The 21,980-nt window shown below is 38.5% G+C and carries 24 protein-coding genes and 1 pseudogene; 21 read left to right on the top strand and 4 right to left on the bottom strand.

Features of this window, described 5'->3' with window-relative positions:
- Positions 1-184: 184 nt before the first annotated feature.
- Together ACEPXG_RS17855 and ACEPXG_RS17850 are read right to left on the bottom strand one after the other, a co-directional pair.
- Positions 185-1,435: an IS4 family transposase gene (locus tag ACEPXG_RS17855; protein WP_391205165.1), complete on the bottom strand. Its 1,251-nt coding sequence runs from the start codon at positions 1,433-1,435 to the stop codon at positions 185-187.
- A gap of 141 nt (positions 1,436-1,576) precedes the next feature.
- Positions 1,577-2,149 (bottom strand): TnsA endonuclease N-terminal domain-containing protein, encoded by a 573-nt coding sequence (locus tag ACEPXG_RS17850; RefSeq protein WP_391205441.1) that lies wholly within the window; start codon positions 2,147-2,149, stop codon positions 1,577-1,579.
- A gap of 180 nt (positions 2,150-2,329) precedes the next feature.
- Here ACEPXG_RS17850 and ACEPXG_RS17845 point away from each other — a divergent pair, with 180 nt between their 5' ends.
- From ACEPXG_RS17845 to ACEPXG_RS17820, 6 genes and pseudogenes are all read left to right on the top strand, one after another.
- Positions 2,330-2,974: a serine/threonine protein kinase gene (locus ACEPXG_RS17845; protein ID WP_391205438.1), complete on the top strand. Its 645-nt coding sequence runs from the start codon at positions 2,330-2,332 to the stop codon at positions 2,972-2,974.
- Between the two features lie 394 nt (positions 2,975-3,368).
- Positions 3,369-3,641, top strand: a complete 273-nt coding sequence (locus tag ACEPXG_RS17840) for a DUF2277 domain-containing protein (protein WP_391205435.1) — start codon at positions 3,369-3,371, stop codon at positions 3,639-3,641.
- Positions 3,642-3,951: 310 nt separating this feature from the next.
- Positions 3,952-4,433, top strand: a pseudogene (rraA, locus tag ACEPXG_RS17835) (ribonuclease E activity regulator RraA).
- A 349-nt stretch (positions 4,434-4,782) separates the two neighbouring features.
- Positions 4,783-5,361, top strand: coding sequence for a DNA-3-methyladenine glycosylase I (locus tag ACEPXG_RS17830; protein ID WP_391205433.1), 579 nt, complete (start codon positions 4,783-4,785; stop codon positions 5,359-5,361).
- A 354-nt stretch (positions 5,362-5,715) separates the two neighbouring features.
- Positions 5,716-6,747, top strand: coding sequence for an ATP-binding cassette domain-containing protein (locus ACEPXG_RS17825; protein WP_391205430.1), 1,032 nt, complete (start codon positions 5,716-5,718; stop codon positions 6,745-6,747).
- On the top strand, positions 6,744-7,559 hold the full coding sequence (locus ACEPXG_RS17820; RefSeq protein ID WP_391205427.1) for an ABC transporter permease: 816 nt from the start codon (positions 6,744-6,746) through the stop codon (positions 7,557-7,559). The genes ACEPXG_RS17825 and ACEPXG_RS17820 overlap by 4 nt, the downstream gene beginning before the upstream one ends.
- Positions 7,560-7,674: 115 nt before the next feature.
- Here ACEPXG_RS17820 and ACEPXG_RS17815 read toward each other — a convergent pair whose 3' ends face one another.
- Positions 7,675-8,709 (bottom strand): LCP family protein, encoded by a 1,035-nt coding sequence (locus tag ACEPXG_RS17815; RefSeq protein ID WP_391205424.1) that lies wholly within the window; start codon positions 8,707-8,709, stop codon positions 7,675-7,677.
- Positions 8,710-8,894: 185 nt separating this feature from the next.
- Here ACEPXG_RS17815 and ACEPXG_RS17810 point away from each other — a divergent pair, with 185 nt between their 5' ends.
- The 4 genes from ACEPXG_RS17810 (at position 8,895) to ACEPXG_RS17795 (ending at position 10,941) form a co-directional block, all read left to right on the top strand.
- Entirely contained in the window at positions 8,895-9,815 is a 921-nt protein-coding gene (locus ACEPXG_RS17810; RefSeq protein ID WP_391205421.1) for a hypothetical protein, read from the top strand.
- A 41-nt stretch (positions 9,816-9,856) separates the two neighbouring features.
- Complete coding sequence (locus ACEPXG_RS17805) at positions 9,857-10,309, top strand: UPF0158 family protein (protein ID WP_391205418.1); 453 nt, start codon at positions 9,857-9,859, stop codon at positions 10,307-10,309.
- A gap of 108 nt (positions 10,310-10,417) precedes the next feature.
- Positions 10,418-10,669 carry a hypothetical protein gene (locus ACEPXG_RS17800; protein ID WP_391205415.1) on the top strand — a complete coding sequence of 84 codons (252 nt, stop codon included), beginning with the start codon at positions 10,418-10,420 and terminating at the stop codon, positions 10,667-10,669.
- A 29-nt stretch (positions 10,670-10,698) separates the two neighbouring features.
- Positions 10,699-10,941: a hypothetical protein gene (locus ACEPXG_RS17795; RefSeq protein ID WP_391205413.1), complete on the top strand. Its 243-nt coding sequence runs from the start codon at positions 10,699-10,701 to the stop codon at positions 10,939-10,941.
- An 86-nt stretch (positions 10,942-11,027) separates the two neighbouring features.
- On the opposite strand, the gene ACEPXG_RS17790 is transcribed toward ACEPXG_RS17795, so the two are convergent.
- Positions 11,028-12,272 carry an aminopeptidase gene (locus ACEPXG_RS17790; RefSeq protein WP_391209984.1) on the bottom strand — a complete coding sequence of 415 codons (1,245 nt, stop codon included), beginning with the start codon at positions 12,270-12,272 and terminating at the stop codon, positions 11,028-11,030.
- A gap of 169 nt (positions 12,273-12,441) precedes the next feature.
- On the opposite strand from ACEPXG_RS17790, the gene ACEPXG_RS17785 reads away from it, so the two are divergent.
- The 11 genes from ACEPXG_RS17785 (at position 12,442) to ACEPXG_RS17735 (ending at position 21,911) form a co-directional block, all read left to right on the top strand.
- Positions 12,442-12,912, top strand: coding sequence for a DinB family protein (locus ACEPXG_RS17785; RefSeq protein WP_391205410.1), 471 nt, complete (start codon positions 12,442-12,444; stop codon positions 12,910-12,912).
- 414 nt (positions 12,913-13,326) lie between these two features.
- Positions 13,327-14,631 (top strand): phenylacetate--CoA ligase PaaK, encoded by a 1,305-nt coding sequence (gene paaK, locus ACEPXG_RS17780; RefSeq protein WP_391209982.1) that lies wholly within the window; start codon positions 13,327-13,329, stop codon positions 14,629-14,631.
- Between the two features lie 19 nt (positions 14,632-14,650).
- Positions 14,651-15,679, top strand: coding sequence for an NAD(P)/FAD-dependent oxidoreductase (locus ACEPXG_RS17775; protein ID WP_391205407.1), 1,029 nt, complete (start codon positions 14,651-14,653; stop codon positions 15,677-15,679).
- Positions 15,680-15,842: 163 nt separating this feature from the next.
- Positions 15,843-16,796, top strand: coding sequence for a 1,2-phenylacetyl-CoA epoxidase subunit PaaA (gene paaA, locus ACEPXG_RS17770; RefSeq protein ID WP_391205404.1), 954 nt, complete (start codon positions 15,843-15,845; stop codon positions 16,794-16,796).
- Between the two features lie 18 nt (positions 16,797-16,814).
- Entirely contained in the window at positions 16,815-17,162 is a 348-nt protein-coding gene (gene paaB, locus ACEPXG_RS17765; protein WP_391205401.1) for a 1,2-phenylacetyl-CoA epoxidase subunit PaaB, read from the top strand.
- A complete protein-coding gene (paaC, locus tag ACEPXG_RS17760; protein ID WP_391205398.1) occupies positions 17,159-17,971 on the top strand; it encodes a 1,2-phenylacetyl-CoA epoxidase subunit PaaC in 813 nt (270 codons plus the stop codon). Before paaB ends, paaC begins: the two co-directional genes overlap by 4 nt.
- Before the next feature lie 26 nt (positions 17,972-17,997).
- A complete protein-coding gene (gene paaD / locus ACEPXG_RS17755; protein ID WP_391205395.1) occupies positions 17,998-18,498 on the top strand; it encodes a 1,2-phenylacetyl-CoA epoxidase subunit PaaD in 501 nt (166 codons plus the stop codon).
- 16 nt (positions 18,499-18,514) lie between these two features.
- Positions 18,515-18,817 (top strand): EthD family reductase, encoded by a 303-nt coding sequence (locus ACEPXG_RS17750; protein ID WP_391205392.1) that lies wholly within the window; start codon positions 18,515-18,517, stop codon positions 18,815-18,817.
- Positions 18,817-19,593 (top strand): enoyl-CoA hydratase/isomerase family protein, encoded by a 777-nt coding sequence (locus tag ACEPXG_RS17745; RefSeq protein WP_391205389.1) that lies wholly within the window; start codon positions 18,817-18,819, stop codon positions 19,591-19,593. Before ACEPXG_RS17750 ends, ACEPXG_RS17745 begins: the two co-directional genes overlap by 1 nt.
- A 12-nt stretch (positions 19,594-19,605) precedes the next feature.
- Positions 19,606-20,379, top strand: coding sequence for an enoyl-CoA hydratase-related protein (locus ACEPXG_RS17740; protein WP_391205386.1), 774 nt, complete (start codon positions 19,606-19,608; stop codon positions 20,377-20,379).
- 14 nt (positions 20,380-20,393) lie between these two features.
- Positions 20,394-21,911 (top strand): aldehyde dehydrogenase family protein, encoded by a 1,518-nt coding sequence (locus ACEPXG_RS17735; protein WP_391205383.1) that lies wholly within the window; start codon positions 20,394-20,396, stop codon positions 21,909-21,911.
- The last annotated feature ends 69 nt before the right edge of the window (positions 21,912-21,980 follow it).

The raw sequence follows: 21,980 nt of genomic DNA, 5'->3' as shown, positions 1-21,980 counted from the left end.
AATAAAAGTTTCATTAGCGTTGCATAAAAATTTTAATCATTTGTCAAAAGAGACGAAATACCCAACTTGTGTAGAAGTCGGAATATTCCGAACTATGTTTGATTTTAATTTTTAAAAAAAGTCAAAGCAGCTATAATTGGTAGCCCTTATCCACATTTTGTAAATTATTTATAATTTATACGAACTAGAAAATTGGATCATACGTTAAATCGTCTAAATGCTCCACCTCTCTTTCATCGAACTGTCTGACAATGTGCTGAAATTCTCTTTCCCAGTCGTACTTTTTACGCCCATTTGATGTTCTTGTGGGTGGTCTAAATAGAGCTTTTACAAATGCATTAAATGGCTTGAAAAGTAAGTTTTGAAGCGTTTCTTTTACATCTAAAAGAGGTCCTTCATGGTTTAATCTCAGTTGTAGTAAGACTTGTAAGCAATAGGTGATGAGCGCGATCCAAATTTGCGTGTACACGGCGTTTTGACTTTTTCCATAGAAGCTTTTGATTTTTAAGTGCTGCTTCATCCATTTGAAAAACGTTTCGATTTTCCAACGATAGCGATATAAATCGCCTACTTCTTTAGCGGATAAATCAAAACAATTAGTAAGAATGATGATGTCATTTTCTTCGCTATCTTTTGTTTGGATTAATCTCACAGGGTTTTGCATCTTGGTCCCATTTTGCTCATTGCCTAGAATGACTTCTTGATCCGAGAAGATATGATTTTCTACGTCTGGTATTTGTTCGTTGAGTACTTCGATTTTCGCATTTTTCTTAAGTCGCGTAATGAAGGGAATCCCTCGATCACAAAGCACATCATACTGTTGATAGTCTGTATAGCCTCTGTCAAACAGATGAATCGCATCGGAGTCAATATCAACTAACTTGTTCATTTGCGTGCGATCTGCGTGTTTTGCCGGTAGAATTACCGCCTGGTCTGGAAGAGTCACATCTTTTGTGACAACCACGCGCAAATGAAGTCGAACACCTGCTTTTGTTTTTCGAAACGTTGCCCAAGGATATTGACTTAGACTCATCGATATTGTAGAAGAATCAATGACAAGCAGCTTACGAATATCGCGAAGAATTGGTTCGTTACTTTTCATCTTCGACTGAATGGAAACGACGAGGTGACGAAAGACTTTTTCAAATATTGCCGGTGTTAGCAAGGATTGTTTACGTGAAAGCTGTGAATCACTGATGGCATCCATCTGAATAAACGTTTGAAATTCTTCCGTATCTTTGAGGTGTTTCGCTAACTTTTTCATCGATTTTTTTTCATTTACCTGTGCAATGATAAACAGCTGAAGAAACTTGTAAGCAGTCAACTTTTTAACGTAATGATCAAGATTTATAACGTTTATGATTTTGGAAAATGTTTTTTCATCTAATACATTTAGTAATTCATTTAGTGTGGATTTTGTGGTATCCTTATCCATGGTGAGCTCCTTTTAATTGGGATTTGGACAGAACTACCAAACCTAATTATAAGGAGTTTTTTTGTGGAATGGAATAACAAATAGTGTAATAATTTTAGATATAAAGACTCTTGATAAATGATGTTTTAATTTATTGCAATGTTAATGTAAAAGTTTACAAATACAGCTAAATACCTTGGAATACTCCAATTTCAAATTAATTGCAATATGCTGAATCTGCTGATGTTCCTCACCTATATGGTGTTCAATTTGCATTATTTCCATTTGATTATTGTTTAATCTTGAATTAGCTTGCTTAATCAATACTTTAAGATTCGACAACAAAATTGGATTAGACCTAATATTTCGTTCATTTCTAACCTCATGACTAATGTTATTGGCTTTACACCATAGCTGTTGTACATTTATTTGCTTAACAACTGATTCTTTTGATAAATCTTTTGAATACTTAACCTCAATAAAGGTTTCTTGCCCATCTTTATACCTAACCCACATATCAACTATCGAAGCCGATTTTTTATTATCTCCTAGTACTTCCATTTTCAATGGTTGCTCACAAAATGCCACCACATTAGCATCAGATTCTATAAGTAACCAATGTTCATATTCCAAATCACTAAATAGATATACCATTCGATTGATTTTATGACTAAAAGCCACCCATCTGTTATTTCCATATTTTTTGCTAGCGTCAACAATTAGAGGCTTATACAAAGTAAAACTCCCCTTTATATATTCAGAATTTTCAGATATTAAAGTGTATAGAAGTTCTTGTCCCCATTATACAAAGTATGGATGTTCTTGTCCAAAAATAGAGACAAGAACATCCATTCAAGAATGATTAAATTGTATTTATACCTAGTTATTTGTAAGATATAAAGTGAATGGAAGTTCTTGTCCATATACAGGAAAGTTTATCAACATATTGATCACCCATTATTAATTCATTTCATCGAAACATTTCAAACAGAACAAGGTTACGGATTGAAATTTAAATGGGTAGATGGACAATGTATGCACAATCATTGGGATTTTACTCCTTTTGAAAAGTACAATTCTCCGGATTCTCCTTTTGTTAAACTAAGAAAATTATCTTTACAAAAACGTATTTCTATATTGACTCAAATATATGAGTTTGCGGTTTTTGTAGAATCTAAAGGATATGTAATGGTTGATTTCTATGATGGTAGTATATTATATAATTTCACAAATGATGAATTACATATTTGTGATATAGACTTTTTTAAAAAAGCACCTGTTTTTAATGATATCGGGGAGGATTTTTGGGGTACTACTCGTCTTAAGGCACCTGAAGAATATCGATTAAACGCCGAAATTACATGTGCTACCAATGTATATACTTTAGCAGGATTAGCCTTTGCATTTATAGGAGGACGAAGTGAAAAGAGTTTCGAAAAGTGGGAAGCATCATTAAGTCAATATAATGTTTGCACAAAAGCATTTGAAAGTAATCCCTCCGATTGTTTTGAAACGATTAGTTCGTATTATCATCAATGGAATCAAGCACTTTTAATATAGTATTTGGAGCATAATTATTAAAGATTTGTTTCTCGAATTAAACAATGTAAAGGGACACTCTATTATTTTTAAATGCCAGGTTCTAACATAATTTCGAATTCAGTGGGAACCTGGTACTTAATATAAAAAACAACAGTAAATCAAATTAAATCGGAGATAGAGGATGGTCGAATATTGAAAGAGCGTACATTATTGTTTGATACAACCGAAGAGCCGGAATATCTTATGATAAAAGGTATGCACTACATGAAACAATATAACTATTCACTTGAAATTCCGGTTGATTAGGACACGATGCAGCGATATTTTTGGTTACTTAATCCCTTAAAAAGGATATTAGATATTCTTTGTGGAGTAGAATTTAATAATAAATGTAAATAAAAAGGAGAATCTTATGTGCCGAAATATTAGAACATTATTTAATTTTGACCCAACAGCTACCGCTGAAGAAATTCATGCAGCATCTCTTCAGTACGTCAGAAAGATAACGGGCTATAACAAGCCTTCAAAGGCGAACGAGGAGACATTTTATCGAGCAGTAAACGAGATAGCAATGGTTTCTAGAAATCTATTGGAAACGTTGGAAACCAGTGCCGTACCTCGCAATCGTGAGGTCGAGGCTGAGCGCGCTCGTACCAGAGCAGCTGAAAGATTTGGTGCGAATTAATGAGGGCTAAAGAGTAGAAAAGAGTTAAAGAAATTGTATTTATCCTTTCTATTCATAGTTACCTCTGTGTAATTGATTTTCAGGTACCAGGTTCTAACACATTTCCTAATTCAGTGGGAATCTGGTGTTTAGTATAAGAAAAGAATCCACTTTGAGAGAAACTACTCAAAATGGATTCTTTTATTTGTTAGTAAATAAGGAGTAATTACACCCTTTAGAACAAGCTTTATTCAAAAGGTATCACTTAAAAAGGATACTAGGAATGAATGTTGAATTATATAGAATAGAAAAAGATTAGGAGGAATCCATTTTGTTAGACTTTAAAACTACTGATTTATGCGACGATTATTCGAATGCCCTACAAATTAGCGACATTGCTTTCCGTTCTTTCGGAAAAAAGACACGTTTTTCGGGAGAAATTGAAACTGTAAGTGTGTATGAGGATAATGTGCTTCTCGTTGAAGCACTTGAAAGCGTCCAGGAAGGTTCTGTTATTGTCGTAGATGGTGGTGGTTCTAATCGATGCGCACTTTTCGGTGATCGTTTAGGGGCATTGCGCAATCAAGAAAGCTAGCAGGCGTTATTATTAATGGTTTCGTTAGAGATTCAGTTGAGCTTGCTAAAATGAATGTTGGCATTCTTGCGTTAGGAACACATCCGCTAAAAAGTAAAAAAGATGGCACTGGTGAGTGCAATAGCATACTTCACTTCGGTGGAGTCGATTGGAAGCCAGGAGAGTACGTTTATGTGGATGAGGACGGGGTTATTATTTCTAGAAAATCTCTTTTATAAATAATTTTCGGGTACTAAGTTCTAATACAATTTTGAATCCAGTGAGAACCTATTTTGTAATATAAGTGTATAGAATAGCGGCAGATATTTCTTTGAAATTAAAGCTACACAAGGATAATTTATTATTAATGCGGCATGAGAACAACAGAGACCTAGACAGTTTTCTAGGTCTCTGTTGTTTAGTTCTTTATAGAACGTATGTGTGGTATAGTTTGAACATAATAGATAAGTAGCTCAACGGAGGTTGGAAAACCCCTGTTCGAAGTTATAGCAAATCTCCATAAGAGAATCTGCTGTTTTTTGCGATAATGCAGATTTTGTAAATAAAAGAGAAGAGAGTGGATTACAAATGGCTGAACGATGCACATGGGTAATAGCAAAAGAACCTTTATATGTGGAATATCATGATAAAGAATGGGGAGTGCCTGTATTTGATGATAGACTGTTATTTGAAATGCTATGTCTAGAAGGAGCACAAGCGGGTCTAAGTTGGTGGACGATTTTACAAAAAAGAGAAAACTATCGAAAAGCGTTTGATAGTTTTGAAGCGGAAAAAATAATTCATTATACGGATGAAAAGCTGCAATTATTAAGGGAAGATATCGGTATTGTAAGAAATAAGTTAAAAATTCAAAGCGTCGTAACTAATGCTAAGGCATTTTTGAGAATGCAAAAAGAATACGGTTCATTTTCTAATTATATATGGAGCTTTGTAGATAACGAACCTATAGTTAATCATTGGGGGACGATGAAAGAGGTTCCTGTTTCAAATGAAATAAGCGATAAGATGAGCAAGCGGTTGAAAAAAGATGGATTTAAATTTGTAGGCGGTACTATTTGTTATTCCTATATGCAGGCTGTCGGGATGGTGAATGACCATACGTTGGAATGCTTTTGTCACCCTTCTCATATTAAAATCAAAAAATAAATTTTAGGGTTTAATGAGGACTTACTATGAAATATTGAATAATATAGAAACTTCGGGGTATAAATCGCATTTCGGTTCATACTCCGTTTTTTAATGATTTAAAACAAATACTCATACTTTTACGTTCGCAAATGCACCAATCTTCATTGTGCATACCAGTTCATATTCAGTTCATAAATATAGGTTATTATCCTCATATGAACAATTACATGAAAAAATATGAGGAGGAACGTCTTGGTGTAAGCAAGAGTAACATGCAAAAATCAGCCCTAAGACGGAGGGGATTCTCCGACATGGATTCATATTAAAAAGACCATATACAAATTAAAGTGATAAAAAGAGGGAGGAATTACAATGAGCAATGAGAATAGAAGTAAAATAACTCCAAACAATGGAGAGTGGGCTATTGAAGCACGTGGTCTTGTCAAAAAATTTGGAGACAATCGTGCTGTTGATGGTGTAGATCTGAACGTTCGTGCAGGTAGTATATACGGTGTGCTTGGTCCGAATGGGGCAGGTAAGACTACCACAATCAGAATGCTCGCGACTTTACTTAAAGCAGACGCAGGCTCAACGCGCATCTTTGGGCACGATGTAGTGAAGGAAGCGCATATCGTACGTCAATTAATTGGGGTTACTGGACAGTACGCTTCAGTAGATGAGTCACTCAGCGCTACGGAGAATCTAATCATCTTTTCACGACTACTAGGGCTTGGGCGTTCAGAGGCACGGAGCAAGGCAGGAGAGTTGTTGGAGGAATTTGGTTTAACAGAAGCAGCAAAGCGTCCGTTGAAAAATTTCTCAGGTGGTATGCGCCGCCGACTGGATTTGGCAGCAAGTCTCATTGCACAGCCGCCACTGATTTTCTTGGATGAACCGACTACTGGGCTAGATCCGCGAACACGCAATCAAATGTGGGATACAATTCGTCGATTAGTAAAGACCGGTTCAACTGTACTGTTAACAACGCAATACCTTCAAGAGGCAGATGAGCTGGCCGACCGAATAGCGGTTATTGATCATGGCAGAGTTGTCGCGGAAGGTACTGTAGATGAACTAAAAGCGTCAGTTGGTACTTCATCATTGCAATTGAGCATCCAAAATCCAAAGGACATTCAGATTGCTCGTCAGACTGTTGAACAGGTGCTTAAAGTGCAGTCAACTGTATCATCAGAAGTTGGGAAGATTATTGCCCCTATGGCGGATGCCGACCGAGTTACAGACCTTCTTATCGCCCTCCGCGGAGCAGGCGTTCAGTTGGCTGAGTTGAGTGTACAGAAACCGACCCTAGACGAGGTCTTTCTGTCAATCACTGGTCATGGTGTTGAAGAGGATGCATCTAAGATATCCAATGAATCCAACAAAGCAGGGGAGGTAAGAGCGTGAAAAGTACTTCAATTAAGCAAGTTGCCGGCCGTCAACTACGCAACAAAACGAGCTTCAGTCAGACAATACGTAATTCGCTAACAATGGCCTATCGAGGCTTGCTGAAGATTCGTCGTACACCTGAGCAATTATTCGATGTTACGCTTCAGCCTATCATTTTCACCCTAATGTTTACTTATATTTTTGGAGGGGCTATCTCCGGAGACGTGCAAAGCTATTTGCCGGTTATCATTCCCGGCATCCTCGTACAGACCGTAATCACGACTTCAATTGTCACCGGGGTTCAGTTGCGTGAGGATATGAATAAGGGAGTGTTCGACCGATTCAAGTCACTGCCTATCGCACGTATTGCTCCGTTAGCGGGAGCCCTATTGGCAGACACTATACGGTATACAATTGCGACCGTGCTAACTTTCACCATGGGGTATATCATGGGCTATCGACCTGACGGAGGTTTAGGTCACGTCGTTATCGCTGGGCTTCTTGTGATTGTGTGTGCTTGGGCTGTCAGTTGGATCTTTGCCTTCTTCGGTGTCATTGCGCGTACTGCTTCAAGTGTACAGGGTATTTCGATGATTGTACTGTTTCCACTGACGTTTCTTTCCAATGCTTTTGTGCCAGCGGAGACATTACCCCACTTTCTTCAGTGGTTTGTAAAAATCAACCCAATTTCGCATCTTGTCACTGCGGTTAGAGATCTTGCAAACTCTGGTACCATAGGTTGGGATCTGTTCGCCTCTCTTATTGGAGCTGCCGTCGTTGTAGCAATCTTTGCACCAATCACGGTACGTGCATATATGCGTCGTGCATAATGACATTCCAAATGAAATATTAATGGTAGAAACCAACGAAATTATAAAAATCACTCGAATTAAGACTTTTACTCTGCACAAAGTAAAACGAATCAGTCTTAACGACCGATTCGTTTTAGTCTCCTGTTGATAAATCATTTACTTCCTTGGTTTTTATTTCACTTTGTCCGGCATCATCTAAGTTCCATTTCAATGATTCTTTTAATTTGTTTAAAGAATCATCATTAGGAAAGAAGTACCATATATCTTTCTTTTCTTTCTTATCATAGAGCTTTTTATCATATCCCTCCAGATGTAACTGCTCTATTGGGGATGTTTTTATCTTTTGGTACATTTTAATAAACGCAAAATATTCTGAGGTTGGAATATTTGTTTTTACGTTATTACCAACATCTCTTATCATATCATCAATTTTTGTAATATTACTCAGGCTTGTGGCTTTATTTATAACCTCTTGCATAACTTGTTTTTGACGTGCATTTCGTCCCATATCGCCTTCTGGATCTTTTTTACGCATACGTACATAAGCCAGTGCTTCATTGCCATTTAAAAACATTGGGCCTTTTGTGTATGTTTTCCACTTCAAGCTTTCCGTAAGCTGAGCTTTAAATGTAAATGGTACATCTACATCGACCCCTCCTACTGTATCCACGATATCTTCAAATCCTTGAAAGTCAGTGGAAACATAAAAATCGATTGGAATATCTAATAATTTTTCCAACGTATTAATGGTGTAGTTCATTCCTCCAACAGAGTACGCATGATTTATTTTATCCTCATAGCCTAATTCTTCTATGTAAACTCTTGTGTCACGTGGGATACTAACTAACGATATTTTTTTTGTCTTAGGATTAACTGTTGCTAAAATCAGCGCATCTGACCGGCCGTTTTTTTCTCCCTCTTCATGTTCAATACCTGCTATTAATAGCGTAAATGGAGAGCCATCTGCTATCAGATTTACATGATTTTCATTTTCTGTTGAACCATCCAAAGGATCAAACATTTTGGATGTCGCTTTGCTCGTTTCAAGAGACAGATTAATTGCAAAAACGATAACGCCTGATAGGAGTAACATGGAAATTATAAGTACTGTATATAAAATTCTTCTTTTTTTCGTAGACTTAAGTTTGGTAAGTCGTGTTGGATCCATATTTTTCCCTACTTTACTTGTAAAATATGATATTACCAAATTATACATAATATTCTTACACTTGTACATGGAAAGTCACATACATGGAAATAGCAAAGCAGAATTTTCTAAATGGATTACCCAAAAAAACTCTTTTTTGTCTATGGCATATGTTATAGAAAATAGAAGAGAAGGGGAGTTGCAAAGTGAGGTTTATAAAGCGTTTTGGATTTAAAAAGCGCGATACATCCATTTATTTCATGGGAGCGGAAAGTCAAAAACAACAATTGGCCCAACGCGAAATTAAAAACGAAAAAGAAACCTATCAACAAATAGATGCTGAAAAATATTTTCGTCCATCCCGTCGTGCCATCTTGAATAATCGATTATTCGGCTATCAATTTTTCAATCCATATTATGATAAAACTTTTGATCAAATTGATCTTCCACCGTCTTTGATGGATACGCCGGAAAATATGCTCTTCAATTATTTTAGCATTTTACGGGAAGCTGAAAATCAAACAAACAAACTAATTGCAGGCTGCGGTACAGTAGGATGGGCGAGGATCCCATTCCCGATTGCGTACAATTTCTTCGCCAAAGTCTATAAACAAAAAGTGTCCTATTCAACCTATCTTTCTTCTTTCGAAGGCATCGGACATACGAATTTGATTAAATTATATAAACTTCCCAATCAAAATAGCGACCAACCTATTCGATTTTTCATCGAACTTGAAACGATTAACGGGACAGAGAAAGGCGTATCCGCTTTCGAATATCATTACGGTACTGTTTCAATTCTAAAGGAAGAGGATAATTACAAAATAGATAATATCGAGTTGATCGGCGAAGATTTTCTATGCGCTGCATATCACGGCTGGCGTCAACAAGGAGAAGATGTAGTAGATATTGAATATGGGAATTGGTGCAAACTAATTAAAAAAAGATTGCCTACAAAAATGGATGGTTACGTGAAAATCATTGATATAATCGGTACGGATGGCAACGATTATCGATTCATCTTCGTCCAATTAACGAACGATACCGATGTGCTAATCTCCCAATTAATTCGAAGGAATCAAGGGGAATGGGAAGAGACAAAAATAGATCCAACCAAATGTACGTGAAAACAATAACAAAGAATCATTGAGAACTTTGTAAGTAAGAAATGTGCGATTCAAGTTACTTAAAACTTTATTTGAAAGAAGTGAAGAAATTGAAAGTGATTGACGAGCTAGTAGATGCTTATTTACAGGGAGATAACGAAATATTATATGTCTTGAATTGCCAAACAGGAGAAATCCTTTTGGATGCAGATGAATCTCTAACGGGAGAACCTGGGATTGATTGGGATGATGAAGAAGCTACTGAATTTCTAGTTGAGATTCCCCAAATATCATCTAACGAAGCTTATGATGTAATGGTCCAATTCACTAATAAACAAAATGCGGATCATGTGGTTAGATTACTGGATATACTTAATGGAAGAAAGCCTTTTCGATTTTTCAAGGAGAAAGTAAACGAATTGGGAATCGAGGAGCAATGGCATGCTTTTGAATACGAATGTGCAAAAAGTAGAATGGAGGAGTGGTTAGAAGGTTACGCCAAAAATCTAACCTAGGTGCGATCAATCTAGGGTGCCTGATTCCAAACCAATTCAGAATACAATGAGAACCTGACACCTAGTGTTATACAAAAGAATTAACCTAAATCAGGGAGTGTCATGTAAGTGAAAATCCAAATAATTGGCGGCTCCGGTACTGGCAAAAGCACCTTAGCAAGGTTTATCAGTGAAAAAGAAAATATTAAATGGATTGATACGAATAATTATCTTTGGACAGACGATTCCTTTAAGGAAAATAATCCGGTTGAAAAACGTGTAGAAATGCATCGAAAAGACATGGAATCTGGCACTAGCTATGTGGTTTCTGGCTCCGTCTTTTCATGGTGTTCTGAAGGTTTTATTGCCGTGATGTTTTAGTTTTTCTTTTTCTCGATGAAGCAGTACGTATGGAACGATTACGGAACAGAGAAATGGACCGTGGGATGTGGCTTGGCGAAAATGGAAAATACACGAATGACTTTTTAGAGTGGTGTAAAACGTATTTGACGGAAGAGGATAAAAACATGGCTGGAACTTATGCGGAACAATCCTATCAAATGAAGTTATCAATTAGTCCTGTTTTGATGCTTAATAGTTCTCGACCTGTTGAAGAGCTCTATGCTGAAATTATAAGTCGATTAAATCAGTAATTATGCAGCAAAAAAACCAAGAAGATAGCTCCAAAAAACGAAGCTGTATCCCTTGGGCTTTTGCAGTTACATGATATAAAAAACAATTAAAATGCCCAGTCTCCATTACGGAAGATTGGAACGATGGTGCCATCTGGTTTGATGCCATCAATATCCATCTTGTCAGATCCAATCATGAAATCCACATGAACAATGGAAGTGTTCATACCATTTTTTAATAATTCTTCTTGACTCATTTTCGTCCCGCCTTGAATCGTAGTAGGGTAAGCTGCGCCGATTGCTAAGTGATTGGATGCATTTTCGTCAAATAGTGTGTTAAAGAAAGTAACACCCGATTGAGAGATAGGAGACGGATCTGGAACAAGCGCTACTTCACCTAGTCCTGTCCCACCTTCATTGTCAAAAACTAATTTTTTAATTGTTTCATCTCCTTTTTCAGCAGAGATATCTACAATTTTGCCATCTTTAAAATGCACTTCGATGCCTTCAATTAGTGTACCGGCATAGCTTAGTGGTTTTGTGCTGCGTACTACACCTTCCATACGATGTGTATCTGGAGCAGTGAAGACTTCCTCGGTAGGCATGTTGGCAATAAACTCTTCCCCTTTAGGATTATAACTTTCAGCACAAGCCCAAATATGGTTCTTCGGTAAACCTAAAGTTAAATCAGTACCCGGCGCAGTATAGTGTAAAGCATCGAACTGTGCTTCATTCAATTTTGCTGCTTTTTCATTCAAAATTTTCTTATGTTCGTCCCAGGCAGCAATTGGATCTTCTGCATAGACACGACTAGATTTGAAGATTTGGTCCCATAATGCATCGACTTGTTCTTCGGAAATTTCCAAGTCAGGGAATACTTGTGCAGCCCAACCAGCTCCAGCAGCAGCGGCAACAGTCCATTTTAAATCGTCATTTTGAGTTGCCTTGCGTTGCGCTTGGAACGCCTTTCCAGCTACATTTTGGTATGCCGCAATTTTAGCCGGATCAACTTCATTTAGTAAGCCTGGATCACTGGACACAATAGAAAGACGGCTCACGCGATGGTTTAATACATGGTCTTCGGATTCTTGAATTTCATAATCAGGAATGTCGGTCAACACTTCTATAGGTTGGTGTAAATAATGTAGTTTACTAATTTCGTCATCGGACCATTTGATAATGACCTTTTCAGCACCTAAACCATAAGCCTCTTTCGTGATTAACTGAGCTAATGGAGCTTGATCCACGGTAATGGTCATTTTTACCCAATCACCTGGTTGAACATTGATTCCTTTTGCAACTAATAGTTTTGCATATTTTTGTAAATTCTCTTCAAAGTTAGTTAACATTATTATTCCTCCAATATTTTGTCTTTCTTAATTATTCTAGCATGCTTAAACAGAAACATGTTTATATAAAGGAAGAAAAGTTTCTGATAATTTCCATATCCATAAGTTGCACCCAATATACCCAATAGCTATGATAGAGAAGAGAATCTATTTAAAAACAGGAGTGATATGTGTGTATCGTAAAGTAGAGGATTTTATAGAAGATTGGACAACCTCGGCAGAAGGAACATTAAATGTTTTCAAAGCGATGACAAATGATAAGTTAGACCAAGCAATTGTTGAAGGACATAATACGCTTGGTTGGTTAGCTTGGCATTTAGTTGGTGCTGCAGGAGCGTTTGGTCATTTTGCAGGCTTAGAAATTCCTGGACCTGGACGAGATCAGGCAATGCCAACAGATGTATCAGAGATTGTAAAGGCTTATGAAAAGGCTGTCGATGCATATAAAACAGAGGCGGCTAAGCTGACAGATGAAATGTTGCTGGAAGAAATAGCTGGATTTGTTGGGCCAATAGCACGTGGAAAATTTTTACGCGGCTTAATTGACCATCAAACACATCACCGCGGTCAAATGACAGTATTACTACGTCAAGCAGATCTAAAAGTACCTGGCGTTATGGGTCCAACAAAAGAAATGCAATAATTTATGGTGCCAGGTTCTAACACAATTGGAGTATGAATGAGGAACAGCGCATACATTGCATAAAATGCAAACGGTGAATGGAAAAATAAATTAGTCTATTGTAATAAATAATTCAGTTTACTCACTACAAATGAATAGAAAAAATTCAAACACCTCTCTGCTGTTAATTGGAGAGGTGTTTAATATTGTCTAAATACTTGATAAAGTGAATGGCCATTTTTGTAACTATTGCAGGGATTCTAAATTAGAAAGGAAAAATTATTTTCTGAATTTTGTGTTGACTTCAAGTTCCTCAACTATTAATCTATAATCATATTACTGATTATGTTATTATCGTTTTTAAAGTGTTATATATAGATTTATATTATTGAATTTGAGGGGGTATGATGTTTGTATAATCCACAAGTAGAAACAATGACGCGGAATGAAATGGAATCTCTTCAGTTTGAACGGCTTAGCAATACGGTTAGGAACGTTTATGAAAATGTAGCATTTTATCGTAAGAAATTCGAAGAGCTTGGGATTACTCCGGACGATATTCAAAGTTTAGAAGATCTATCAAAGTTACCATTTACGTTAAAACAGGACTTGCGGGATCAGTATCCATTCGGTTTATTCGCAGTACCACAAGAAGAGGTAGTTCGAATACACGGATCTTCTGGAACGAGCGGTAAACCTACAGTCGTTGGATATACAGCAAAAGATATAGACATGTGGGCTGAAGTTGTAGCGCGTTCAATTGTGGCTGCAGGTGGAAAAAAGTCAGACATTTTCCATAATGCATATGGCTACGGTTTGTTTACAGGAGGAATCGGACTTCATTACGGGGCGGAAGTGCTTGGAGCAGCGGTTGTACCTATGTCTGGAGGAAATACGGAAAGACAGATTACGTTGATAGAAGATTTTAAACCAAGAGGTATATGCGGAACGCCTTCTTACATGTTGAATATAGCGGAGAAAATGAAAGAAAGAGGTATGGATCCGAGGCAATCGTCCATGGAGTATGGAATTTTCGGAGCAGAGCCATGGTCAGAAGAAATGCGAGAGAAACTTGAGCAAACGTTCGATTTGAAAGCAATTGATATATATGGATTAAGTGAAATCATTGGACCAGGTGTCTCCGTTGAATGTCACGAAGCACAAAGTGGCTTACATGTGCAGGAAGATCACTTTTACATTGAAGTTATTAATCCTGAAACGCTAGAACCTGTTGCTGATGGGGAAGAAGGGGAACTAGTTTTTACAAGTTTAACAAAGGAAGCACTTCCAATTATTCGATATCGCACAGGTGATATCTCATCCATCACACGTGAGAAGTGCAAATGCGGCAGAACAACAACGAGAATGTCGCGAGTAAAAGGTCGCACAGATGACATGATGATTATTCGCGGGGTAAATGTCTTTCCGTCGGAAGTAGAACGGGTTCTTCTACAGGTAGAAAATTTAGTGCCACATTATCAAATACATTTAATAAGAAAAGACGCAATGGACAGTGCAGAGCTTCATGTAGAAATTGATAACATTTTATATGAAACGATTGCTGGTGATTTGAGTGATTCGAGGATAATTCAATTGCAAAGAAAAGTTCAAAATTTGATGAAATCGACCTGTTTAGTGTCTATGGACATCGTTTTCAATCGCCCTAAAACAATACCAAGATCAGAAGGAAAAGCGATTCGTGTTGTAGATAACAGAGATCAAAAGGTAATTGGAGTATAAGCCCATTTAGAAGGAGGAATTGAATTTGTCTCACAACAACGAAGTTTTTGATGTAACCATAATCGGAGGAGGGCCCGTTGGCTTATTCACTGCTTTTTATGCAGGCCTTCGAAATATGTCTTGCAAAATTATCGAAAGCCTCCCGCAGCTTGGAGGACAACTATCAGCATTATACCCGGAAAAGTATATTTACGATGTTGCGGGTTTCCCAAAAATAACAGCACAACAACTCGTAGATAGATTAAAGGAACAAATGACTCAATTTGAACAAACAGTTTGTTTAAATGAAGCGATGGAAGAGATAGAAAGACAGCCAGACAATTCTTTTAAACTTACGACTAATAAAGAGTCCCATTTTACTAAAACAATCATTATTACAGCTGGAAATGGTGCATTCCAACCGAAGAAGCTGGATCTTCCAAATGCCGCTAGATTCGAAGAAAGCAATCTGCATTATTTTATCAATGATTTACAGCAATTTGCAGGGAAAAAAGTACAACTATTTGGTGGTGGAGATTCTGCAGTGGATTGGGCTCTTATGCTGGAGACAGTTGCAGAAAAAGTAACGTTAGCACATCGCCGTGATAAATTCCGCGCGCATGAACATACAGTGGAAACGTTGATGACTTCTACTGTCGATGTACTGACTCCATTCGTTCCCGCGGAGTTTATTGGAAAAGATAAAATTACGCATGTCGTGTTAAATGAAGTAAAAGGTACAGAAATGAAGGTCATTGACGTGGACGATGTCATTGTCAATTATGGTTTCGTATCTTCTCTTGGTCCAATCAAAAATTGGGGATTTAATCTGGAGAAAAACAGCATTGTCGTCAATTCAAAAATGGAAACGAATATTCCAGGAATATATGCTGCGGGTGATATTTGCACATATGAAGGAAAAGTAAAGTTGATCGCGAGCGGATTTGGCGAAGCACCAACAGCGATTAGTAATGCAAAGGTATATATTGACCCAGCATCAAAAGTACAGCCGATTCACAGCACAAGTGTTATGGATAAACCTGAGAAAGAGACGGAAAATGTAGTATAACTTTTTAGAAGAACCGTTGAATGGATGCCAGAGTAGTTCTACCATTCCACATTAAATTATCAGAATTAACTTGCAACTTATATAACATCATAATATAATGACGTTATGAAATTGTTATACTTCGTAACAGCAATGCATAACTTAAATAAAGGGGGGGTTACATATGTCGAGTGAACACAATTCCGCGGAAGAAAGACAATTGGCTCATTTCATGCAGCGTATTAAAGCTGGCGACAAGATTGAAGCAGATGATTGGATGCCGGAAGAATACAGGATCACATTGATTAAATTAATTTCCATGCACGGGATAAGTGAAATAATGGGAGCACTACCTGAGAAAGAATGGGTGCCTAAAGCTCCTTCCCTTTCTCGGAAGCTTGGCATTATGGCGAAGGTGCAGGATGAAATGGGACACGGTCAATTGCTTCTTCGCGTAACGGAAGACTTACTTTTACCCTATGGAAAAAATCGTGGGGATTTAATGCAAGATCTATTCAAAGGTGACTTGAAATTCCATAATGTTTTCCATATGGAAACGAAAACATGGGCGGATGCAGGCATCATTGGCTGGCTTGTTGATGGAGCTGCTATCATTACACAAACCAATATGCTCGGAGCCTCATATGGACCATACGCGAGAGCGTTACAGCGCATTTGTGCAGAAGAAGTGTTTCATGCACAGCATGGTGAGTCGATCATCATGGCCCTTGCGGAAGGAACAGAAGAGCAAAAAGCGATGATTCAAGAATCTCTGAATCGTTGGTGGGAAGCCCTTCTCATGTTCTTTGGACCTGCAAGCAAAGAAACGACAGGTTCTTCGAAACAAGATTTAACGATTAAATATAAAATTCGAACGAAAACAAACGAAGACTTCAGGCAAATCTTTTTTGACAAATATATTCCACGTATTATATCACTTGGATTGACAATTCCGGATTCCACTCTCCATTTCGACGAAGAAAGTAAACTATGGTCGTATAAACAACCGGATTGGAATGAATTCAAGAAAATTATTAAAAACGGAGGACCACGTTCACAAGCACGCCTGAACTTACGCCGATCTTCGTACGAAAATAATGCATGGGTGCGCGATGCACTAAGTGTGGCGGTCAATTAGAGGAAGGAGTCAGGATAAATGGCGGATGAAAAAACATTTTATCAAGAATATGAAGTTTTTAGCAAGCGAACGCCAAGCTCTGCATTCCAACACCAATTTAGCTTACTAGCTCCAAATGAAGACATGGCCTTTATTTTGGCACAGGAGAATTTCATGCGCCGCGAACCGGTTGCTGACATTTGGATTGTGAATCGAAAGAATATCCGAAAGATGGATGCGGAAGAGAAGTTAACACTAAGCAGACTTGACAATAAAGATTATCGTACGACAAAAGGCTACGGCTATTTAAAGAAAAAATGGCGTCAATACGAGCAGCAAGTTCTGGATGAAAAAGAGATTCTGTCATGGGGAGGGGAACGTAAATGACCGAAAAAGATTCTATCATGAGTCCGGAGTATAAAAAAGCAATAACGAACTTATTATTCCAACTGGCTGATGATGATTTTTTGTATGCCTACAGAGGATCTGAATGGCTCGGACTTGCTCCTCATATTGAGGAAGACGTTGCATCTTCTTCCATTAGCCAAGACAGTATGGGTCATGCAGCCATGTATTATAAACTTCTAGAAGATTTGGAAGTGGGTAATGCCGATGACCTTGCCCATTTACGCCTGGTAAAGGAAAGAAGAAACAGCGTTTTGACGGAGCGAGTAAACGGGGAAGGTTATTATATGGAAACACCCCAATATGATTGGGCCTATCAAGTTGTAAGGAGTTATTTTTACACCCAAGCGAAAAAAGTGAAAGTTGATTCGCTTAGTGAAAGCTCTTATAGCCCAATTGCAGAAGTGGCTGTAAAAGTGAAAATGGAACTTTATTATCATAGATTGCACTGGGAAACTTGGTTTAAACAATTATTAAGCTCTACGGATGTTGCAAAGAAGAAAATGAACGATGCAATAGAACTTGTAATGGGAGACTTTGGAGATGTATTTTCTTATGGAAACCAAAAACAAGTAATTGAAACAAGTAGATTAATAGCTAGTGAAGAAATGTTGAAAGAAAAATGGAGAGTAAGTATTGAACCAGTATTCAGAGCTCTTCAAATGGAAGTGCCTACAATTCCGGATAGACCTACCAAAAATGGACGGAACGGCGAACATACGAAAGACTTGGATGAAGCATTACTTACACTATCTGAAGTTTACAAATTTGACCCAGTAGCAACCTGGTAATCCGAAAATGGAAAGAGGTGAGCTGAATGACTGCATCTGTAGACGTTTCTGTCGGGCGTGTATTGGAAGTACTTAAAAGCGTAAATGATCCAGAAATTGATTCTATCAGCATAATTGATCTTGGTATGGTGGGGGAAGTCACTACGGAAGGAAATAACGTAAAGGTAGTTCTACTTCCGACTTTTTTGGGATGTCCCGCACTCGAAATTATCAAATTGAATACGATGAATGCGATAAAAAAGCTTCCAGAAGTGGATGAAGTTGAAGTAGAGTTCGTCTTTCATCCACCTTGGACATCAGATCGAATAACGGATCAAGGGCATGTGAATCTACGGAAATTTGGAATTGCTCCGCCACCTCGTCATTTGGAGGAAGACGGCTCATGGCATGTGGATTGTGCATACTGCGGTTCAACTTATGTAACGATGGAAAATATTTTCGGACCGACAGCTTGTAGAAGTATTTTGTACTGTAAAAGCTGTAAAAACGTTTTTGAAGCAATGAAACCTGTTTCTACATTAATGTAAAGTGAGGAGAATATAAATGGCCAAATTAATCGCATTGTATAAACACCCTGAAAACAAAGAGGTTTTTGACGAACATTATTTCAACGTGCATGCACCCCTTACAGCGAAAATTCCAGGACTTCTAGAGATGAAAGTGACCAAAGTGACAGGATCACCAATGGGGGGAGAAGGAAAATACTATCTTACTTGTGAAATGCATTACGATAGTTTGGATGCACTGCAAGAAGGGCTACGTTCACCTGAAGGAAGAGCATCTGGCAAGGACTTGATGGGATTTGCAGGAGATCTTGTCACATTAATGATTGGTGAAGAAGCGTAATGAACCGTTTCGAATTCATTGAAACTTCCTTAACGGGAAATGTGGCAGTTATTGAACTGAACCGCCCTCGTCAGTTAAATTCATTGAATCGAAAAATGGTCAGTGAAATTATCACGGCGTTGGAAGGTTTCGACCGAGATGAAAACGTTCGTGTCATGGTGCTTACTGGTAAAGGACGTACTTTTTCAGCAGGAGCAGATATTGATGAAATGATGGATGATAATCCAATTAGCCTGGAACTACTAAATCAATTTGCTGATTGGGATCGTTTTGCACTTATTAAAAAACCAATTATTGGTGCGGTAAAAGGATTCGTTTTCGGCGGTGGATTTGAGCTTGCGCTTTGCTGTGATTTATTAATTGCTGCTAGCGGTACGGAATTTTCATTTCCGGAGGTAGGACTCGGCGTAATGCCTGGTGCAGGAGGTACGCAACGGCTTACGAAACTTGTTGGCCGTACGAAAGCGCTGGAATGGCTTTGGACTGGAGAGCGTATCTCTGCGGAAACGGCTCTTAAACACGGGGTTATCAATAAAATCGTTGCACCTGAACTAGTAATAGAAGAGACGATGAAATGCGCTGAACGCCTTGCTAAACAACCGCCTCTTTCATTGCGCCTCATAAAAGATTCGGTTAACAAAGCAGTGGATTACTCTTTATATGAAGGAATGCAATATGAACGAAAAAACTTCTACCTACTTTTCGGTACACAAGACCAAAAAGAAGGTATGAATGCATTTGTAGAAAAGAGAAAACCGAATTATCAAGGAAAGTAAGGAGGTTATTGCATGTTTGAAACGATTCGTTATGACGTTAAAGACGGTATTGCATGGCTTTATCTAAACAGACCGGAAAAGTTGAATGCATTTATAGCTCAAATGAATCGGGAAGTGAAAGACGCGATCAAAGCCGCTGCATTCGATGACCAAGTTCGCTGTATTGTTATTACAGGTGAAGGGCGGGCATTTTGTTCTGGTCAGGATTTAGCAGAAGTCGACGAGCATATGGATCATGGTCAAGTATTAAGGGACCACTACGGACCGATGATTAAGCAAATTAGACAGTGTGAAAAACCAATTGTCGCAGCGGTGAATGGGGTAGCAGCTGGCGCGGGATTCAGCCTAGCGCTTGCTTGTGACTTTCGACTTGTTTCGGAACGTGCCAGTTTTTTGAATGCTTTCATCCATGTTGGCCTCATTCCGGATTCGGGTAATCTATATTATTTAACTCAGTTAGTAGGCCAGTCTAAAGCTGCGGAACTATCCATTTTGGGAGAAAAAGTGCCGGCTGCTGAGGCAGTTGCAATGGGTCTAGCGAACAGACTAATTCCATTGGAAACTTGGGCAGAAGACGTTTCCGCATTTGCAGTAAGTCTCGCTGCTTTACCAACGAAAGCGATTGGATTAATCAAGCGCTCATTGAAAGCGGCTACAGCGCTTTCTTTTGAAGACTATCTGGAGCAAGAAGCACAAGGACAGCGAATTGCTGGTCTAACAAATGATCATCGGGAAGGTGTCCATGCATTTATGGAAAAAAGAAAACCTGTTTTTTCAGGACAATAAGGAGTGCTAAGCATATGACAAAAATTGCTGAAAATAAAATGGAGCAAGAAGCGATGAAGCGTGACTTTTATCATTTGATTATAAACGGAGAAAAAGTAAAAAGCAGTACAGGTGAAACGATCAAAACATATAATCCGGCAACAGGTGCACTTGTAGCAGAAGTTGCAAAAGCATCAAAAGAAGATGCTGAAAAAGCAATCGCAGCTGCACGTGATGCGTTTGATAATGGCAAGTGGAAAAAGTCAACAATTGGCCGTCGTGCGCAGGTACTGAACAAGATCGCAGCAATAATGCGTGCACGTTTCAATGAAATTGTTGAATTGGAAATTCTTGATACTGGTAAATCTCTACACGCAGCGCAAGGTCAAGTTTCACAGGCAATTGAGGACTTTGAATTTTATGCCGGCGCAATTGTTGGCCACCGCGGAACAGTGAATAATGTCCCAGGACAATTCCACAACTACACGGAGAAGGAGCCTGTTGGTGTTTGCGCGCAAATTATCCCGTGGAATTACCCACTCATGATGGCAGCTTGGAAAGTGGCACCCGCAATTGCAGTTGGCTGTTCGGTAATTGTGAAGCCGGCATCGCTCACTCCACTAACAGCTATTATTCTTGGAGAAATTTGTCTGGAAGCAGGTGTTCCAGCGGGCGTGGTAAACGTGCTTCCAGGTTCGGGCTCTGAAATCGGTAACTTCTTAGTGGAGCATCCACAAATCGATAAAGTAGCATTCACAGGATCAACGCCTATTGGTAAAGACATCATGGGCAAAGCATCTCAAACATTAAAACGGGTCACACTTGAGCTTGGTGGAAAATCACCGAATATCGTATTTGAAGATGCGGATTTGGAAGCTGCAGTAGATGGTTCTTTATTTGGTATTTTCTACAACTCGGGTCAATCATGTGAAGCACGTTCTCGTTTATATGTGCACGAAGACATTTATGATGACTTCATGAGCAAGTTTGTTGAAAAAACAAAAAAACTACAGCTAGGAAACCCGTTTGATAAAGGAACACATGTGGGGGCAATTATCGATCAAGGTCAACTAGATACAATCGATGGTTACGTCCAATCTGCTCGAAAAGAAGGGGCGGAAATTATTGTTGGCGGTAATGTTGCGAAACCAGAAGGGTATGAAGATGGATTCTGGTATGAGCCGACGATTATTGCAAACGTAAATCACGATATGACGGTTGTAAAAGAAGAGATTTTCGGTCCGGTTGTCGTTGTGATGAAATTTAAAGATGAAAAAGAGGCTATCAGACTTGCGAACGATACTGAGTTTGGATTAGGTTCAGCGATTTGGTCCAAAGACGGTGCACGTGCCACACGTGTTGCAAACCAGATCCAAGCAGGGATTGTCATGGTAAACTGTCCATTCTCAGCATTCCCAGGGACACCATTTGGTGGCTATAAGCAATCCGGGTTTGGACGCGAGCTATGTATCGAAACGCTTGATCTTTATTCAGAAACGAAAAGTATTTTATCATACTATGGCAGTCGTCCACTAAATCCGTTCGGACTGTAAAAATAGAGTGGGATTACGGACAGGGATCATTCAAACCCCTGTCCGTCTTCTTTCATTATCAAGGGAGGA

The organism is Psychrobacillus sp. L4, assembly GCF_042944905.1.
Taxonomy (GTDB): Bacteria; Bacillota; Bacilli; order Bacillales_A; family Planococcaceae; genus Psychrobacillus.
The sequence above is the reverse complement of the archived record's forward strand: the minus strand, read 5'-3'. Positions and strand labels throughout refer to the sequence as shown.